Below are 17,617 nucleotides of genomic sequence, written 5' to 3'. Positions count from 1 at the left end.
CTCCGACGGTCGTTCTGTCCACTTTATCGGTTCACCAAATGGACATCCTGCTGACTGCAGATCCCAGTATTTTCAAGGCTCCGGCTGATGTCCATTGTTTTTCTCTTGCGCGTACCCACCGCAATCGCAAGTTCTGCATACGACCACCTGCGCCCGGCACCGGGCGCACAGGAACAAACGGCCTGAGTCCAGCATCGGCGCCCCCGTATACGCCGAACGCACTCACTATCGACGGTAACGGCAGGCCGTGCCATACTGGCGCGGCACCGTACCTGTACGGTGAGTTGTGTGGGGCCCGGCACCGCTCGAACCTGGCAGTTTGAGGTGTCGGGCCTGTTTTTTTCGGCGCTGTGTTCTCAACGCCGTTCTTCTACCTCATTCCGGATTCGCCGTCACGCGTCGTGCGTGTATGCGCTCGCCCTACGGGCTCCCGCATACACGCACGACGTAGATACGCCTGCCTGCATTGCCAGTAACTCAGGAGTTAAACGAGACGCATTTCTTTCTGTAAAACCACGACGCCGCCATCTTTTGTCGCATCCCCACCGCCGTTCACACCTGGCAATCGGCGATGGCGCGATGGGCTTCTGGGCCGCGTTGGAAGAAGTGTTTCCCACGACGCGCGGCCAGCGCTGCTGGTTCCACAAGATGGGCAACGTCCTGAACGCGCTGCCGAAGTCACAGCAGGGCAAAGCCAAAGCAGATCTGCAGGCCATCTGGATGGCCGCCACGCGAGCCGACGCGTATGCGGCGTTTGATCGTTTCGTGACGGTCTACGCGGCGAAATATCCGAAGGCCACGGAAACGTTGAAGAAGGATCGGGAGAACCTGCTGGCTTTCTACGACTTCCCGGCCGAACACTGGCAGCACCTGCGCACAACAAACGCGATCGAGTCGACGTTCGCGACGGTGCGCCACCGTACTACGCGTACGCGCAACTGCGTGTCGCGACCGACATTCCTCGGTCTGGCATTCAAGCTGATCGAGGAAGCCGAGAAAACCTGGCGCCGGATTAATGGCCCCGAACAAATCCAGCTGTTGCTGGAGGGCATTGCCTTCCAGGACGGCGAGCCGGTGCAAGACGATCAACCGGGTCAGCAGAAACTCGCCGCTTGACGTCGCCCGCTATCAATGGCCCATACACCAGACTTGACCTTATCTCGTTACGCTTGCGGAACTTGCCTTGCCCCCACACCGCACGGCTGCTGGCAGTGTCGATTCCTGCCGTGTCGCCACGGTGAACCGTCTACTGAAGGGTACGTTGTCTCCGAAGCTTCGCACCCGATCGTTACCAATCACGCACGTCCGGATAGGCAACTGTTGGTCGTACAACAGGTCACATTTCGACAGATCCCGAATGTGACAAGGCAAGATAAGGCTTTGCCGTCAACCACATCGCCGTTTTACGTCCGGCGGACGGCGACACGTGTCGCACGTAGTATTGAATAATACATACTTCGGGCGATCGCGATGAGAGAAGATGTCGACGAATTTGACGCGTATCTGAATCATCTGGCGCAGGCGTTGGGGCACGCCGATCGCCATGCCGGCCTCAAGGGTTACTGTTCGGGCCTGGTATTGCCGTTGTCACGCAAGAGCGTCGAGCCGATGGCTGCGCATATTGACCCGCTTCACGCGAGTGCGAAACACCAGTCACTCCACCATTTTGTGGCCAAGGCAGAATGGTCTGACCGGGCGGTTCTGCAGCGGGTACGCGAATGGGTGATGCCTGCGTTGGGCCTGCAGGCTGCCGAAGAGGCTGGCTATTACTGGATTATTGACGACACGGGCTTCCCGAAGAAAGGCAAGCATTCGGTCGGCGTAGCGCGGCAATACTGTGGGCAACTGGGGAAACAGGATAACTGCCAGATCGCCGTGAGCCTGTCGATCGCGACGCAACGCGGCAGCCTGCCGATTGCATGGCCGCTGTATGTCCCCAAGGAATGGATTGACGACCGGGAACGAGCGCGTCGCGCGGGCATTCCTGACGATCTCACCTTCGAGACCAAGCCACAGATTGCGCTGGCCCAACTTCGCGAGGCTATGGCATCCGGTGTTGCACCGGGCATTGTGCTTGCCGATGCCGGGTACGGCGACGAAACCGCTTTCCGGGAAAGCGTAACTGAACTGGGTTTGTTGTATGCAGTAGGGATCCGGCCGGGGACCTCTGTGTGGGCGCCTGGTACGGCGCCGCTGCCGCCCAAACCCTGGAGTGGGCGCGGTCAGCCACCGAAATTGTTGCGCCGTGCGCCCGGCCATAAACCGCTCGTGGTGAAGGAACTGGCCATGCAATTACCCATGAACGCCTGGCAACCCGTAACCTGGCGGGAAGGCACCAACGCAGCACTTTCCTCGCGCTTTGCCGCCGTACGGGTTCGTCCCGCACATCGCGACTATTGGCGAAGCACCGTTCGCGACGAAGAATGGCTGCTTATTGAATGGCCTGATGGCGATACGGAGCCGCTTAAATATTTTCTCACTACTGCGCCCGCGGAGGCGACCCTCGAGCAGCTTGTGTTCGTGACCAAAATGCGCTGGCGCATCGAGCGCGACTATCAGGACCTGAAGCAGGAGTTCGGGCTCGGTCATTATGAAGGGCGCGGCTGGCGTGGATTTCACCATCACGCCACACTGAGTATCGCTGCGTATGGGTTTCTGATGGCTCAGCGACTCAAAATACAATCAGAGGGACGTGGTAAAAAAAACTTCCTTGAACGCGCGCTGCCTGCCCTTCCCCCGGATTACATCCCCCGGGGCAGTCCAGCGCGCTCAGCGCCACGTTCCTGATTCCATTACTACGTTGCGCATCCTGCTTGGACAAAGGCTCATGCAACGATGGCACTCTTCCTGTACAACAATAGAGCATGCAACTAATTTTGTGACACAGTCGTACTAGGGCGCGGTGCCGGAAAAGGGATCAGCGCTATGCTGCCAGATATCCGCCGTCAACCGGTACGACGGCGCCCGTCATGAAGGACGCCGCCGGCGCGCACAGGAATGCGACGACTTGCGCGATATCGTTTGGCTGGCCCCAGCGCTTCATCGGCGTGCGATCGAGGATCGCTTGCGAACGGCCCTCATCTTTCTGCAACGCCTCGGTCAATGGAGTCGCAATCCAGCCGGGAGCCACCGCATTCACGCGGATACCGTCGCCCGCGTAGGCGATCGCAAGCGACTTCGTCAGTTGGACGACACCGCCCTTGCTCGCGCTGTACGCGGGTACTAGTCCGCCGCCAAAAAAACTCAGCATGGAAGCTGTGTTGACGATCGCTCCACCGCTTGCTTTGAGTCGCTCGCGCGCCGCCGCGCAGACGCGCATCGTGCCACTGAGGTTCACGGCGATCACGCGCTCGAAGACATCAATGCGATGCTCGTCACCGCGCAGGATCATGCCGGCGCAATTGACGAGCATGTCAATCGATCCGGCTGTCTCGACGAGCGACGCGACGCTTGCGTCATCACTAACGTCCAGTTCGACGATCTCGATACCGGCGCCGAGCGCCTCGCGCTGGGCTTCGGTTGGAGCGACGCCTCCGGAGATCACACGCGCTCCGAGCCGCGCGAAGCATTGCGCAATGCCGGCGCCGATGCCCTGCGTACCGCCCGTCACGACGGCGGTCTTGCCTTTGAAAAGGTCTGTTTGGAAGGTCATATTGGTCAGGAGAAGTCGGAAACGGGGATGGTCGAGACAGCGGGTTCGCTATCCTCAATCCTGGCTCTTACGATAAACATATAAACCAGCGCCGCGGCGAAAGAGACCATCGCACTAATAAGGAAAGCGTTGACGAAAGAGTGTGTCCGGTCCACAACGATGCCGGTCACGAATGGCGCAAACGATCCGCCAAAATAGCCGCCGAAATTCTGGATACTGGCGAGTGAGGCCACCATGTGACGTGGCACCGCGAACGTGGCCAGCGTCCAGCACGCGCCGCTTGCCAGATTGACGAAGTACATCGCGGCGCACAGGTAGATCATCGCGAGCGTCAGATTCGGCGTGAAAGCGGCGGGCACAGTGAACGCCGCGGCGCCGACGAGACCTACGCAGATCGGCCACTTGCTACTGGTCATGGGTGGCACTCCGCGGGCCATCAGACCATCGGACACGAAGCCGCTTGAAAGCATGCCAAGCGTGCCAAACAGGTAGGGAATGGCGACGAGCCAGCCGGTGTTCGCGATGGAAATATGCCGTTCATGCTCAAGATACGCGGGCAGCCAGGTGAGATACAGCCACACCATATAGATCACGCCCATATTGCCGAAGATCATGCCCCACGTGGTTGTCTTGGTGAACAGGTTGCGCCACTCGCGCATCGTCATACGGCGTTCGGCGCGCTGCTCCGGCTCGCCCGCGCCAAGAAAAGCCACTTCTTCGTGCTCCAGCGGGACCTTTCGTCGATCCCGATAGACGAGGTACCAGCCGATCGATACGGCGATGCCCAGCAGGCCCATCACGACGAACATCGTCCGCCAGCCGAAGACCAGCATGATGACGGTGAGCAGGGGTGGGGCAATGGCCGGTGCAATGGTCGAGGAGGTGATGAAGATGCCCGTTGGCCGCCCGCGTTCGTGTACCGCGAACCATTCGCTGACGACTTTGGCGCCCGCAGGGAAGTTCGGCGCCTCGCCCAACCCCAGCGCCACCCGAGCCACGAGGAATTGCGGCAGGCTCGAAACAAGACCGCCGCACAACTGCGCGCTCGACCAGACAAACATGCCGAGGCCCAGCATCACGCGCGCGCCGAAGCGATCTAGCAGCATGCCAATGGGTAGTTGCGAGAACGCATAGGCGAACGAGAACGCCGACAGCAGCAAACCCATCTGCGACGCAGAAAGGCCAAGCTCGTGACTCACGGAGTGGTTCGCGATCGAGAGGGTGCTTCTGTCCAGATAGTTGACGGTGCCAGCCAGTGTCAAAAACGTGATTGCGACCACCTGAATATGTTTGAGGCGGGATGTTTTCTTAAGCATGGTTGTCTCCTCCGATGCTTTATTTGTGCCTTTGGGTTCGGTCGGTGTTGTCCTGTGTTATCGGACGAACTGATCGACGTAGTCTTCGCCCAGACCCACCGCTGTAAAGTGTTTGCGGCACATGTCGACCTTGGTGAAGACGTCTTCATAGCCGGTGTAGTTGCCGTACGGGTCGCAGTAGAACATCACGCCGTTGACCTGGAAGTAGGTGATCATTTCTTCCACATCCTCCGGGACGTAGAGCGTATGGGTCTCCCCGGGCGGCTCGAATACATAGCTGCCCTCGGTCGCTTCCCATTCATGCTCGAGGTAGCGCCAGCGCCCCTTAAGGACCATACCGTGGACGGCTTGCGGGTGCCGGTGGCGGCTCAATACGCCCGACTTGCGTACGCGCAGCAGATTCATCCAGTAACCGGTCGATACGTTCAGGCAGAGCGGCCGGAACCAGACATTCTCCGCCTGAGGAACCCAGAGGCACTCGTCCTGAGGAATCGCCGAGCCAACGACGATCTCCTTCGCCGCTTCCTTGGGAAAGGGCAGTTGATACGGCGTCATTGCATCCGCCGAAGGTTTGGCTGCAGCCATTCGTTGGCTCCTTTTCACTCTTGTGTAACATCGGCGCTGGCGCATGCGTGGGTTGGGAAGCCGCTGCGCCGGCTGAAGGGAATCGGTAATGGTCGTCGTCGCATGCAGCACGAGCACACATGCAAGCAGCGCGGGCCACGCGTCATCACTGCGCGCGACGCTTTGAAGTGGTTACGTCGCTACACGCTTATTGCCGACCACGGCCCGCGAACAGGGCCCCAGGACCGGACCGTCGCCCGCGACGGTGGTGCGACGAAACACGCGACGATACTTGCTCATGTCATAGGCTTCCGCTTTATGCAGCATCGTCCGGTTATCCCACACGACCAGATCGCCTTTCCTCCACTCATGGAAGTAAGTGAACTGCGGCTGCGAAACGTGTTCGACGAGTTTCCTGTGCAGCGCCTGGCCTTCTTCCAGCGTCAAGCCACTGATCTCGTTTCCGGCGTTCGCCGTGAAATACAGTGAGCGCTCGTTGCCGCGCTCTGGATGGACGCGCACCAGCGGCTGGCTTACCGGGGGCACGCTCTCCTTCTCGTGTTTTGAAACCGGCGGCAGCTCCGGGAACAGGCGCCGGCCGAATTCGTATGTGTGAACCATGTGAAGCGGTTCGATCTCGTCCCGGAGCGCCTCGGGCAGCGCAGCATAGGCCGCGATCATGTTGGAGAAGCCGGTGCGCCCGCCCGGCGCGCCTTTCGGCATGACTTCAATGCCATAAAGCAGCGATACGTATGCCGGGACATACCGGTAGGAACTATCGGTATGCCAGCGAGCATTAACCTTCTGGTAAATCACGCGAAAATCGGTTTCAGGCAAGTTCTGTCCATCCGCCGAGACGTTCGCAACGTGGTAGACGGTGGGGGCCGCCACGGTCTTGTCTTCCTCTGGAAAGTCTTCCAGTGGGCCCCAGAGCTTCGAGAATTCGATTTGCTCTGCCTCGGTGAGTGTCTGGTCGCGAAAGCAAAGTACGCCGTACTTCGCGATTGCGCGCTTCATTTCACTGATGATTTCCTGGCTCACCGGCTTCGAGACATCCAGTCCTGTTACTTCAGCGCCGAGCGTGTCTGCCAAGGGCGAAATTGCATAGTTCTTAGTTGCAGCGTCCATCGTCTTCTCCAAGTGGCTTCATCTGGAATTCCGCTGGCATGTGGCTGGCATGCCAGCGTTAGGGGCATGTTAAGACCACAATCCTGTCACCGACAATCGAGAGTAAACCCTCAATTGCGGTGCAGCATAAGCTACGTGAAAAACGCTTGAATTACTCGCGGCCCAAGTGCTGCGGCAGCGTCGCGTGTGCGAACTCGACCAGATAGTCGATGAGCCGGTTCGATGCGGTACTCGCGAGGGCAGGGTCGCCCAATGCCATTGCCGCTACAAGATCCGCGTGCAGTGGGCCAATCTGGAGGAGAGCGGTTTGGGGGTCGTGATGATAAAACCAGAAACGACGCGATACCGTATGCAACGTCGACGCCAAGGCTGCAGCGGTAGCGTTGCGGGCCGCTTTCGAAAGCAACTGGTTGAGCTCGGCATCAAGGCGCAGGAATTCGCGCACGTCGTTCGCGGCGATCGCCCTTCTGGTGTGTTCGAGATTCTCGGCGAACCATCTGCGCTCTATTGCACTCGAGCGGCGTGCCGCAGCGGAACTCAGCAGCCTGTCGAGTTCACGCCGGGTTTCCAGGACCTCGAATTGTCGGCGAACATCAATGGTGGTTACGACAACGCCACGCCGCGGGATGATGTCCACAAGGTATTCCCGCGCCAGCCGCTGTAGGGCTTCGCGAATCGGCGTAGTGCCGATGCCAAGTTGACGACTCAGGATCGACTCGGATACGAGCGAGCCGGGCGCGAGTTCCAGAGTGACGATCATTTCCTCCAGCCGCCGGTACGCTTCCTGATTCAGCGTGGTGCTCGATCGCAGCCCCGTTTCGGCGATGTCTGTCGTTTCGTTCATGTCCGTAAGGTGCACCACGGCGCAATGCTCCTAAAGCAAGCGGTAGAATGTTTCGCAAGATGCGTCAAGCTCATAGCTTACCTTAGCGCGGACCTCTATATGTGTTACGCACAACGCCTCATCGCCCGCAGGCAGATAACCATCCTGATCGCCAATGAGCCCATGCCGCATGTTTTGCCACCCCATGAGCGAACGAGAACCTGGCTCTGCGACTGACAAATATCATGCCGGTAGCTGCCGCTCGCTCCACGCGGGCGACTGACCGCAGCGGGTCGACTTCCATAGTTGGCTTCCAGAGTAGTGGCGCGCAATCATCGGCGAGCGTCTAGTTTTCCATATCAGCCAAGAACGGTCGATCGACAACGGCGCCTGGATCGCTGTCAATCGGGGCGCATTCACCAAATTGGTAGTTGCGGTCCTGAACGTTCCGGTACGTAGAATTTTGACTATCACGTGGTGGCGCATGCGTGACTACCTAGCCCAATAGTTGCGTAGGCCGTCCGATGTTGACTCATGCTAGTCTCCGAAGACGAAAGGGAGGCTTTCATGCAACGAACGATCGCGTACCGCGGCTTCGAGATTCAGGTCGAATTGACTCCGGCTGCTGATGAGGACACCTTTGACGTGACCTTTCAGATAAAGGGCGCCACAAACCTCGAAGTGCTCGGCGCGCGGGGAGGCCGCATCTGGTTGCGCAACGGCCCTTTTACTGAGCGATGGGCCTATCTGGTAGCCGAAATCGCCGGCAAAGCTGCTATCGACGTGTTACTCGGCCCCGTCGACTGATTCCATGTTTGTTTCCCGACGCAATACACCCAGTGATCGCATAGGGGACGGCTCCTAGCCAAGTTCGGCGGTATGCTCTCGTGCAAAAAATAATCGGCTGCTCGTTCCTGAGCGGAATGCATGAGCCCTGTAGTGGGAAACATCTTTTGTTGCTATGCCCGGCAATGCATCTTCGGAATACCGGGCCCAACGCCACCCGCAATCAGCGAATCAGGGAGGATCCATGAAACTTCGCGTCGGATACGAACTGTCGTACGAGTGCCCACAGCCTACGCCGATGATGCTGATGCTGAACACGCATTTCTCGCATGCGAAGGATATCGTCGTGGCGGATCTGCTCGTAACCGATCCGCCGGTGCCGATAAGGCAGTATGGCTATTTCTGCCCATCCCCCGAAATCTGAAAATCCCCCTCAAACCCGTTCCTGGCAAGGCTTCCAGGGACTGCGGGATGGCGGCCCGGGCATCCTGAAGGCGGGATATCAGCCTTGCGCGTCGTCCTCTTCGGCTGCCGCCTGCAGCATGCGGGCCCAGTACTCGGGATCGGCGTAACGGGAAGCGAGTGCATCGATATCGACGGGCGTGGTCGCGGCACCGAAATCCATGGCGCCAAAGAGGTTGACGTGCCGCCAGGCGACCGGCGACATGCTGGCGATGAACGCCATCGCGGCCTGGTCGCCCATGGCACGCTTGTGCTCGTGAACCCGCGAGAGCAGCGCGGTGTTGTAATGGATGATGGCGTTGGCGATGAGGCGCGCGCACTCGTTCCACAGTTGCTGCTCGGCCTCGGTGTGCACGCGCAGCTTGCCGCCGTTGACGAAGGCGACGGCGCGGCGCAGCCGGTGATACGCTTCGCCCCGGTTGAGGGCCTTCTGTATCGACTGGCGCAGGCCGACATCGTTGATGAACTGCAGGATGTGGCGTGTACGGCAGAGGTTGTCGAGCTCCCAGAGCGCCTTTTTCGTCTGGTTCTGGCGCTTGTAGCTCGCAAGCTTGCGCACGATGGTGGCCTGCGAAACCTGCTTCTGCCCAAGCGAGGCCATGATCCGCTGGACGGCGGGCCATTCGCGGATGATCAGTTCGTCATTGGATTTGCGCGAGGGTTTGACGAGCCACTTGCCGTAGTGACCCGGTGCATGACGGCCAACGAGGCCGGAAAGTTTCTTGTGGAAGTCGCGATAGCGCGGCGCGAACTGATAGCCGAATGCATACAGGGTCCAGTAGTTCACCTGATTGGTACCGTGGGTGTCGGTGGAATGCAGCTGCGGGCGGATGTCGGAGGTGTTGTTGTAGAGCAGATCGAACACGTAATGGCTCTCGTGTTCGTGAGCGCCGAAGACGGTCAGGTTGAACGGCACGTGGTTGGCGACGGCAGTGTTGGCGCTGATACCCTTGTCGAGGCCGAAGTATTTTGGCGAATGGCGAGCCTGGAAGGTATCGAACTGGGTCTCGAAGCGCTGGCCATCACTGCTTGAATGGATCTGGTCGCCGATGTTGAAGAGGTGAAAGGCAGGCAGCTCCGCAGTCGCATTGCTGATCGCGTCATTAGCCGAGTGCACCGTTTCAACGCGCAGATAGTTGCGGGCGCAACTCACAAGCGAAGCGTAGCCCAGCCCCGAGATTTCGGCCATCTTGCGCAGCCCCATGTTGGTGCCCATCGCGATGATGCAGGCGAGGAGCTCGCGTGGATCGGCCTCGTGCCTGACATACCGGTCAAGCACATGCGCGAATGCCTTGAGAAAGCCGGTGCGACTGGTGACAAACCAGAGCAGCCGCGCAACGTCGATGCTGGGAATCTGGCCATAGAAGGCGTGATTGATGTTTTCGTCGGGGTCCGGATAGACCAGGTTCAGGTGCGGCTTGCCGCCCCGGTGCCGCACCTTGATGCAGGGATCGTCGCCTTCGTCGATGTGGTGGTTCACGCGCTCGAGGAGGCATTCGATTTCATCGTGCAGCCCGGCAAGCGTCTGCTCGACGGGCGCGAACAGGACCGGCAGGTTGAGCTCTCCGAGAATGGCGTCCTTGTGCTGCCAGCGCGCATCGCTGATCAGGTCGTCTTCGAGGCGACGAAACTCGTTGCTGTCGTGGCAGAAGACGTCGCCTGCTTCAAGGGCGTTGCGTACCAGCCGGTAGACGAGAAATTCGTAGCGGTCGATGTCGAGTTGCTTCGCCTTGCCGGGTCCGGGGCGGTAGAGATGAGACTTCAGCGCTTTCGGTATGAACGCTGTCGGAAAGGACGACGGGTCGCGCTGCCGAAGCGGCGTGCCGCTTCGCAGGCACGCCTGCAGGAAGGAGACCGCGTCGAGCAGTGGTGTGTCTTCGACGCGGCCGGCTACGGTCAGCCCGGCAAACAGATGCCGCAGATTGCGTTTGATCGCATGTGAGAGCGCCGTATAGTGCGACCACTCAAAGCCTGCCTTGTCGAAGGTGATGTTGCGCATGTACTGCGAGACGGTCTCGATGAGTTCGGGAGCGAGCATCGCGAAAGCGCTCGTGCGCACACTGGCGAAGGGCGTGTAGTACGGGATCGACCCGTCGACAAACAGATGCAGGACTTCGCCTGCGGCCTTCAGGTGCGTGCCTGCTTCGGTGAGCGCGTTTTGCGCTGCCTCGCTGGCCGCCTGCCTGGCAGTCTGCTCGTAGTCGTTGACGAGACGGATGAAGGCCTCGATCAGGCGGTCGTTGACCTGACGGAAACGGTGGAAAGCGAAGCACAGCAGGTACAGACGCGCGACGCCGGAATTCATGCGGCGCAGCTTGTAGACCGTGTAGAACGTGACGAGCGAAGCGTAGTAGCGGATGCTGTCTGCAGAGATCCCGGCCGTGTCGAGAAATCGACTCGCGAAGACGTAGAGCGGTGCGAAGAAGGTTCGACGTCCGGATTCCTGTTTCAGTTCGCTGTAGCTGAAGTCCTTCGGTTCATGCTTCAGAAGCGTGACCTGATACATCGAGTCGTCGGCCTCGAGCATCGCGTCGAGCTGCTGCGCGATGGATCTTGTGAGGGCGCGTTCGAGTAGCGCCGAGACGCGCTGGCGCTCCGCGGCGACCACCCGGCCGGTCATGTCCTGCAGATACGAGTAGGCCGGTGCGACGATGCGTTCGTGCTTCAGATACTGCAGGCATTCGCGCAGTATGAAACCGGGTTGCGTCGAAAGCCTCGCGAGGCGCTGCGCCCGCTTTTCAAGATCTGCCTTCGCGGTGCTCTCGCACATCCTGAAACCGAACAGATCGAGGATGCTTTGCTGTAACGCGCGGCGCGTGGGTGCCGATGGTATTGCCACGCTGGTCCGGTCCGCGTCGGGGAAATGCCGCGCGAGGATGTAGCGCAGATCATCGGCTATGGCCGGTGGATCGCAGGTAAAGAACTGGAATCTGGCCTTGAAGTAACCGAGTTGCAGGACAAGATGAAGCGCGACCGGGAGCGTGCGCGCACGCACGAGCTGCTGCTCGGCGTTGCCGAGCTCGAAGTACGTATGCCGGTCTTCGTCGGAAAAGCGCGGTAACGCATACAGTTCATCGATTTCGGCGCGGGTAAGGATCGAGAGGCGGTGCGAGGCGGTCATGAGGTTTTGTGTTCCTGAACGCGCGCCGGGAAAATCAGGATCTCGCCTTGCCTTGCCGTGCGCCCGCCGGCTGGGGGCGGGCCTTGAGCTGCCCTTGCAGCGAAGCGACCTGCTGGGCGAGCGTGTCGCGATCGCGCCGTAACTCGCGCGCCTCATCGATGACGCTCGCGAGCTGCTTTTCGTGGCGATCGGCCAGGCGCCGCTGCTCGGCCGCTTCGGCCGCAAGCCGCTGGACGTCGCCGACGAGTTGCTCGTTACGCTGTTGCGCCCTGTCGAGCGCGGTTTCCGCGCGCCGCTGTGCGCCGCGTGCCTCTTCGGATTGCAGCAGGACGTGCTTCTGCACGCTTTCGAGCCGCGAGGCCGCCTGATCGATCTGTGCCCGCAAGGCAGCCTCACGCCCGGCATGCTCCGCGCGCTGGGCCTCGAGCTCGCGTGCATGCGTGTCCTGCGCCGTGCGCAGCGCCTCGCCGGACTGCACGCGCGCGGCGTCGCGCTCGGCTGCGACCGCCTGCGCTGTCTGGAGTGCTGCCTCGCGTTCGGCCTGGGACCGGGCAAGCCCGGCGGCAGCCGCCGCGAGCCGCGTCTCGCGCTCCTCGAGTTGCGCGCGCAGCGTTTGTACCTGTGCTTCGAGCGCCGCCAGGCTCGTGCCCAGCGATTCGGCGCGGGCGGTGGACTCCACGGCTTCACGCTCGAGTTCCTCGCCGCGCGCGGCGAACACCTGCTCGCCGTGTTCGACAGCGAGCGCCCAGAGCGAGCGCATCGCGTCGGCTACGGACGCGGGCAACGCTGCGGCCAGTGCGTCATTGCGGGCCTGCTCGTCCTTCCAGAGTTTCAGCTCGTCGTTGATCGTGGTGCGGCTGCCCTGACGGATCTCGGCATAGATAAGGTCGACGGTGATCTCATGCGGTCGCCGGCCGGTGGCGACGAGGCGTGCAGCAGCTTCGCGGGTGCGAAGGCGGGTGTCGCTGATACGGCTCATAGGCGGGTGTTGGCGTGAAAGTGGTCGAGGAAGTCGGGTTTCGTGGCCGAGTATAGCTGTATATCTATGTATTCCGTTATATATGTAACGATTAACGCTGGAAATTTATGATAAGGGCGATAATCGAAAGTATTTCCGGTGTACGCTCCCGCATCGCCTTTTCAAAACGCGTCAGCCCATGAACCTGCCCGCCACAGCCCCCGAGGCGATCCTGCCGCTCGCCCTGCCTGCCGCCCTCGACGGCCGTGACGGCACCAACCGGGCACACGGCATCCACCGGCAGATCATCGCCGACACGGACGTTGAGGCCGTGCGCCTGTGGCTCGCGGAATACGCGGGCTCGCCGCACACCCTGCGCAGCTATCGCAAGGAGGCCGTGCGCCTGCTCGTGTGGGCCACCCGGACCCTTGGCAAGCCGCTTTCGAGCCTCACGCGTGAGGATTTCCTGCTCTATGAACGGTTTGTGGCCGATCCCACCGCAGACTGGGCCGATCCGGCGCTGCCGCGTCGCGGGGGCGCCCGGCGCCTGTTTGACGGGCCGCTCTCGGAGCGCAGCCAGCGGCAGGCCCTCGGCATCCTCTGCGGCCTGCTCAATTACCTGGTCGCCGCCGGCTATCTCGCCGGCAACCCGCTGGCGCTGCGCCGCTCACGCCCAACGTCCACTGCACGCACGCGCCGCATCGAGCGCTACCTCGATCATGCGCTCTGGCAGGGCGTGCTCGACTCGGTGGAGCGCTGGCCCCGCAACACGCCGCGCGAATGCCAGCACTACGAGCGCAGCCGCTGGCTGGTCCGGCTGCTGTATCACACAGCCCTGCGCGCGAGCGAGGCCGCCCACGCGAAGGCAGCCGACTTCTTCCAGCGGCGCGGGCGCTGGTGGTTGCATGTGGTCGGCAAGGGCGGCACCGAGGGAGAGGTGCCCGTGAGCGACGCGTTGATGACCGAGTTCGCCCGCTACCGCACCTTCTGCGGCCTGCCGCCGGCGCCTGCATCCGGTGACATGTCGCCGGCCGTGATGGGTATTGCCGGCGACCCCGGGCGGCATCTGACGCCGACCGCAATCTACCTGATCGCGAAGGAAGTCTTCCTGCGCGCGGCCGACGCGCTCGCGGCGAGCGACCCCGTCGGGGCGGCAACCCTGCGACGCACCTCCACGCACTGGCTGCGCCACTCGGCAGCCTCGCACCAGGCCGACGCCGGCACCGACATCCGCTTTATCCAGAGAAACCTGCGGCACGCCTCGATCGAGACAACGGGGCTTTATCTGCACGCGGAAGACGACCGCCGGCACGCGCAGACCACTGATGCGCACACCCCAACAAATTCCGCCGTCCAACCGGATGACGTGCCCGCGTAAAATACGCAGCGCTTCAGCCTGCACCCAGTCAGGCCTGCAAGCGCCTCGAAGTACGACTGATCAGGATCTCCCGCCGATGGCCATCCAGTACGACCGGAAACAGATCACCGCATGGCTGGATGCCTACACGGTCGCGAAGTCGCGCGACTATGGGCAGGCAGTCTCGGATTTACAGTGGCAGGGTGACGATATTCTTGTCGGCAAGGTACAGGGCACCCGCTCGCGACCCTACAACGTACGGGTCTGGTTCAACGACCCCGACGACGACCTGTGGATCGAGAGCGAATGCTCCTGCCCGGTCGGCGGCCACTGCAAGCACGTCGCCGCGCTCCTGCTCGCGGGCCTGACCCATGTTCCCCGGCAGGCCATCACCGGAGTGCGCCCCGAACTGGTGAGCTGGCTCGAAGGTTTCCGGACCCGGAATCTGGACACATCTGCCGCCGGCAAGCGGGCGAGCCCCCGGGCGTCGCATGCGCTTGCCTACGTGATCACCGGCGCGTACGAGGGCTATCCGCAGATCGTGATCTACAAGTCACGCGTGAGCACCGACGGCACGATCCGCTCGCTCGATGACGCGTGGTACAACATCGAGAAAGCGCTCGTCAAGCCACCGAAATTCGTGAGTGAAGACGATCTGCCGATCCTGCGCGGCCTGTGGCTTGGGCGCTCGCGTGACTCCTTTGGCGGCCAGTTCTCCCTGCAGGGCACCACGGGCGCAGCCCTTCTCGAAAAACTCGTTGCCACCGGCCGCGTCTTTGCGTTCCCTGCGGCCAGCACCATGGATTACGCAGAACCCTGCGCGCTGCAGGGCGGTCCGGCCCGCCCGGGGCACCTTGCCTGGCAGAAACTGCCCGACATGCGGATGCGTCCCGTACTGCAAACCGAGCCAGCCGCCCCCGCGCTCATCACGACCACGCAGCCCTGCTGGTATCTGGATGCTCAGGCGGGCGTTGCCGGGCCCGTCGAGCTGGCCGGGCCCGCCCGGAATATCGCTGACGTGCTCTCGATGCCCGCCATCACCCTCGACGAGGCGCCGCTTGTAGGTAACGTGCTGCGCGAAGTGGCCCCCGGCCTGCCGCTGCCGCCCGCGCATGACCAGTCGCGCGTGCGCATGATCGGCTGCGCGCCGGTCCCGGTGCTCGTGCTCGATACGTTGCCGACCTGGAACATGAACTGGTCGTCGACAAAGGCACAGGATGCGCTCGATTTCGCGACCGTGAGCTTTGACTACGACGGCGAACGCATTCCAGCCAGGGGCGAGACGGCGCTCATCCGTCTCGGTGCGAACGGTGAGGTCATGCAGATCCAGCGCGATGCAGTTGGTGAGAAGCGCAGGCTGACAGAGTTGCAGCGCGTCGGCCTGCGTGCCATTCCACCCGACCAGGCCCATGGCCCGAGACCGTTTCCGCGGGGCATGCTCGAACCCGCCCAGGAGACCGGCTGGTCCGGCTTCATGACGTATGCACTACCCGCACTTCGCGAGAAGGGCTGGCAAGTCGAGATGACGCCGGAATTCCGCCACAACGTCATCGAGATCGACGCGATCGAGGGCAGCCTGCGGCAGACCGACGAAGGCTGGTTCGACGTCGAGATGGGCATTACGGTCAACGGCGAGATGGTGCGCCTTGAGCCTCTGCTGGCCAGCCTTTTTGCGCGGGACGGGCGCTGGCTCTCGGGGCAGCTTGAGAGCATTGCCGACGATGAGGCGATGGAGCTGAGGTCGCCACGCAACGAGCGGTTGCGCCTGCCGGCCGGGCGCCTGAAACCGGTCGTACGGGTCCTGGTCGATCTGCTCGAGCACGTCGGCAGCGGCATGCAGATTCCCGGGTGGGATGCCGCACGCCTGGCGGCGCTCGACGATACCGGCCGGTGGCAGTTTCATGGCAACGAGTCGGTCCGTCAACTTGCACGGCGCCTGATGAGCGGGCCCGGCGTCGCCGGGGCAACCGTGCCACGAGGACTGCAGGCTGAACTGCGCGGTTATCAGCGTCAGGGGCTCGCCTGGATGCAGTTCCTGCGCGAACACAATCTCTCCGGCGTGCTGGCCGACGACATGGGCCTGGGCAAGACGGTGCAGACGCTCGCGCACATTCTCGCCGAAAAGGAGGCAGGCCGGCTGGGACAGCCCGCGCTGATTGTCGTGCCCACCACGCTCGTACACAACTGGTGTGACGAGGCGCAACGCTTCGCGCCCGCGCTGCGCGTGCTGAACCTGCATGGCACGCAACGCCACGCGCGTTTCGACGAGATCGCGGAGCATGACCTCGTGCTCACGACCTATGCACTCGCCTGGCGCGATGAGGACGTACTTGTACAGCACGAGTACCACCTGCTGATCCTGGACGAAGCGCAGTACGTCAAGAACGCGGCCACCCGGGCCGCCGCGACCATTCGCGCCCTGCGGGCAAGACACCGTCTGTGCCTGAGCGGCACGCCGCTGGAAAATCATCTGGGCGAATTGTGGGCGCAGTTCGATTTCCTGCTCCCCGGGTTTCTGAGCTCGCGTGACGATTTCACGCGGCTCTGGCGCACCCCGATCGAAAAAGGCGGCGATACGGTGCGACGTGAACTGCTCGCGCGCCGCCTGCGCCCCTTCATGCTGCGCCGGCGCAAGGACGAAGTGGCCACTGAACTGCCGCCGAAGACCACCATTGTACGCACCGTCGAGCTGGAAGGCGCACAGCGCGACCTGTACGAGACCGTGCGGGCCACGATGCAGAAGAAGGTGCGCGATGCGATCGCCGTCAATGGTCTGGCGCGCAGCCATCTGATCGTGCTCGACGCGCTGCTCAAGCTCCGGCAGGTCTGCTGCGATCCGGGGTTGCTCAAGACCACGCAGGCGGCTCGCGTGAAGGAATCCGCCAAGCTTGCGCTGCTGCTCGAGATGGTGCCTGAACTCATCGAGGAAGGTCGCCGCATCCTGCTCTTCTCGCAGTTCACCAGCATGCTCGATCTCATCGCTTCCGCTCTCGACAAGGCCGGGGTTCCCTACGTTGTCCTGACCGGCGAGACGGTCGATCGTGCGGCCCCGGTCCGCCGCTTCCAGCAGGGCGAGGTGCCGCTCTTCCTCATCAGCCTGAAGGCTGGAGGCGTGGGTCTGAACCTGACCGCAGCCGACACCGTCATCCACTACGATCCGTGGTGGAATCCGGCCGTGGAAAACCAGGCCACCGATCGCGCGCACCGGCTTGGGCAGGACAAGCCGGTGTTCGTCTACAAGCTGATCACCGCTGGCAGCGTGGAGGAAAAAATCGTCGCCCTCCAGGAAAAGAAGGCTGCGCTGGCCAACGCGATCCTCTCCGACGATGCTGCCAGTACCGTCAAGTTCTCAGCCGATGATCTCGAGGCGCTGTTCGAACCCATTCCTGGCGTACCGGCGCGCGCACCGGCCGCTCAACGTCGCTCGCGTACCCGGACGGGAACGTAGCG

General features: G+C 62.0%; 11 protein-coding genes and 2 pseudogenes. 6 read left to right on the top strand and 7 right to left on the bottom strand.

The genetic code is table 11. The features are described from left to right. Positions 1–558: 558 nt before the first annotated feature. Positions 559–1,116 (top strand): annotated as a pseudogene (locus tag L5014_RS34910) (transposase); the annotation flags it as partial. A gap of 354 nt (positions 1,117–1,470) precedes the next feature. After that, entirely contained in the window at positions 1,471–2,787 is a 1,317-nt protein-coding gene (locus L5014_RS34905; protein WP_238468439.1) for an IS701 family transposase, read from the top strand. Positions 2,788–2,923: 136 nt separating this feature from the next. On the opposite strand, the gene L5014_RS34900 is transcribed toward L5014_RS34905, so the two are convergent. The 5 genes from L5014_RS34900 to L5014_RS34880 form a co-directional block, all read right to left on the bottom strand. Next, entirely contained in the window at positions 2,924–3,652 is a 729-nt protein-coding gene (locus tag L5014_RS34900; RefSeq protein WP_238468438.1) for an SDR family NAD(P)-dependent oxidoreductase, read from the bottom strand. Positions 3,653–3,657: 5 nt separating this feature from the next. Continuing rightward, entirely contained in the window at positions 3,658–4,968 is a 1,311-nt protein-coding gene (locus tag L5014_RS34895) for an MFS transporter (protein WP_238468437.1), read from the bottom strand. 57 nt (positions 4,969–5,025) lie between these two features. Then, positions 5,026–5,553: a 2,4'-dihydroxyacetophenone dioxygenase family protein gene (locus L5014_RS34890; protein ID WP_238468436.1), complete on the bottom strand. Its 528-nt coding sequence runs from the start codon at positions 5,551–5,553 to the stop codon at positions 5,026–5,028. 171 nt (positions 5,554–5,724) lie between these two features. Next, positions 5,725–6,660 (bottom strand): TauD/TfdA dioxygenase family protein, encoded by a 936-nt coding sequence (locus tag L5014_RS34885; RefSeq protein WP_238468435.1) that lies wholly within the window; start codon positions 6,658–6,660, stop codon positions 5,725–5,727. Between the two features lie 151 nt (positions 6,661–6,811). Further along, complete coding sequence (locus tag L5014_RS34880; RefSeq protein WP_238468434.1) at positions 6,812–7,504, bottom strand: GntR family transcriptional regulator; 693 nt, start codon at positions 7,502–7,504, stop codon at positions 6,812–6,814. 546 nt (positions 7,505–8,050) lie between these two features. Here L5014_RS34880 and L5014_RS34875 point away from each other — a divergent pair. Then, positions 8,051–8,290 (top strand): hypothetical protein, encoded by a 240-nt coding sequence (locus L5014_RS34875; protein WP_238468433.1) that lies wholly within the window; start codon positions 8,051–8,053, stop codon positions 8,288–8,290. Positions 8,291–8,513: 223 nt separating this feature from the next. Beyond that, positions 8,514–8,663: pseudogene (locus L5014_RS34870) on the top strand (transglutaminase-like domain-containing protein); the annotation flags it as partial. Between the two features lie 108 nt (positions 8,664–8,771). Here L5014_RS34870 and L5014_RS34865 read toward each other — a convergent pair. Then, on the bottom strand, positions 8,772–11,852 hold the full coding sequence (locus L5014_RS34865) for a Tn3 family transposase (RefSeq protein WP_238468432.1): 3,081 nt from the start codon (positions 11,850–11,852) through the stop codon (positions 8,772–8,774). Positions 11,853–11,886: 34 nt separating this feature from the next. Continuing rightward, positions 11,887–12,831, bottom strand: a complete 945-nt coding sequence (locus L5014_RS34860; RefSeq protein WP_238468431.1) for a DNA-binding protein — start codon at positions 12,829–12,831, stop codon at positions 11,887–11,889. 178 nt (positions 12,832–13,009) lie between these two features. Between L5014_RS34860 and L5014_RS34855 the strand changes: the two genes are divergently transcribed. Both L5014_RS34855 and L5014_RS34850 read left to right on the top strand, forming a co-directional pair. Continuing rightward, the gene (locus L5014_RS34855; protein ID WP_238468430.1) at positions 13,010–14,188 is read left to right on the top strand and encodes a tyrosine-type recombinase/integrase; all 1,179 of its coding nucleotides are present in this window, start codon (positions 13,010–13,012) and stop codon (positions 14,186–14,188) included. A 76-nt stretch (positions 14,189–14,264) separates the two neighbouring features. Further along, positions 14,265–17,615, top strand: a complete 3,351-nt coding sequence (locus tag L5014_RS34850) for a DEAD/DEAH box helicase (RefSeq protein ID WP_238468429.1) — start codon at positions 14,265–14,267, stop codon at positions 17,613–17,615. The last annotated feature ends 2 nt before the right edge of the window (positions 17,616–17,617 follow it).

Source organism: Paraburkholderia tagetis (assembly GCF_022213065.1).
Lineage (GTDB): Bacteria > Pseudomonadota > Gammaproteobacteria > Burkholderiales > Burkholderiaceae > Paraburkholderia > Paraburkholderia tagetis.
The sequence above is the reverse complement of the archived record's forward strand: the minus strand, read 5'-3'. Positions and strand labels throughout refer to the sequence as shown.

What these genes read in the sequence shown, in the direction of transcription:
- L5014_RS34905 (WP_238468439.1), top strand. Translation starts at nt 1,471, where the DNA reads ATGAGAGAAGATGTCGACGAATTTGACGCGTATCTGAATCATCTGGCG.
- L5014_RS34900 (WP_238468438.1), bottom strand. Translation starts at nt 3,652, where the DNA reads ATGACCTTCCAAACAGACCTTTTCAAAGGCAAGACCGCCGTCGTGACG.
- L5014_RS34895 (WP_238468437.1), bottom strand. Translation starts at nt 4,968, where the DNA reads ATGCTTAAGAAAACATCCCGCCTCAAACATATTCAGGTGGTCGCAATC.
- L5014_RS34890 (WP_238468436.1), bottom strand. Translation starts at nt 5,553, where the DNA reads ATGGCTGCAGCCAAACCTTCGGCGGATGCAATGACGCCGTATCAACTG.
- L5014_RS34885 (WP_238468435.1), bottom strand. Translation starts at nt 6,660, where the DNA reads ATGGACGCTGCAACTAAGAACTATGCAATTTCGCCCTTGGCAGACACG.
- L5014_RS34880 (WP_238468434.1), bottom strand. Translation starts at nt 7,504, where the DNA reads ATGAACGAAACGACAGACATCGCCGAAACGGGGCTGCGATCGAGCACC.
- L5014_RS34875 (WP_238468433.1), top strand. Translation starts at nt 8,051, where the DNA reads ATGCAACGAACGATCGCGTACCGCGGCTTCGAGATTCAGGTCGAATTG.
- L5014_RS34865 (WP_238468432.1), bottom strand. Translation starts at nt 11,852, where the DNA reads ATGACCGCCTCGCACCGCCTCTCGATCCTTACCCGCGCCGAAATCGAT.
- L5014_RS34860 (WP_238468431.1), bottom strand. Translation starts at nt 12,831, where the DNA reads ATGAGCCGTATCAGCGACACCCGCCTTCGCACCCGCGAAGCTGCTGCA.
- L5014_RS34855 (WP_238468430.1), top strand. Translation starts at nt 13,010, where the DNA reads ATGAACCTGCCCGCCACAGCCCCCGAGGCGATCCTGCCGCTCGCCCTG.
- L5014_RS34850 (WP_238468429.1), top strand. Translation starts at nt 14,265, where the DNA reads ATGGCCATCCAGTACGACCGGAAACAGATCACCGCATGGCTGGATGCC.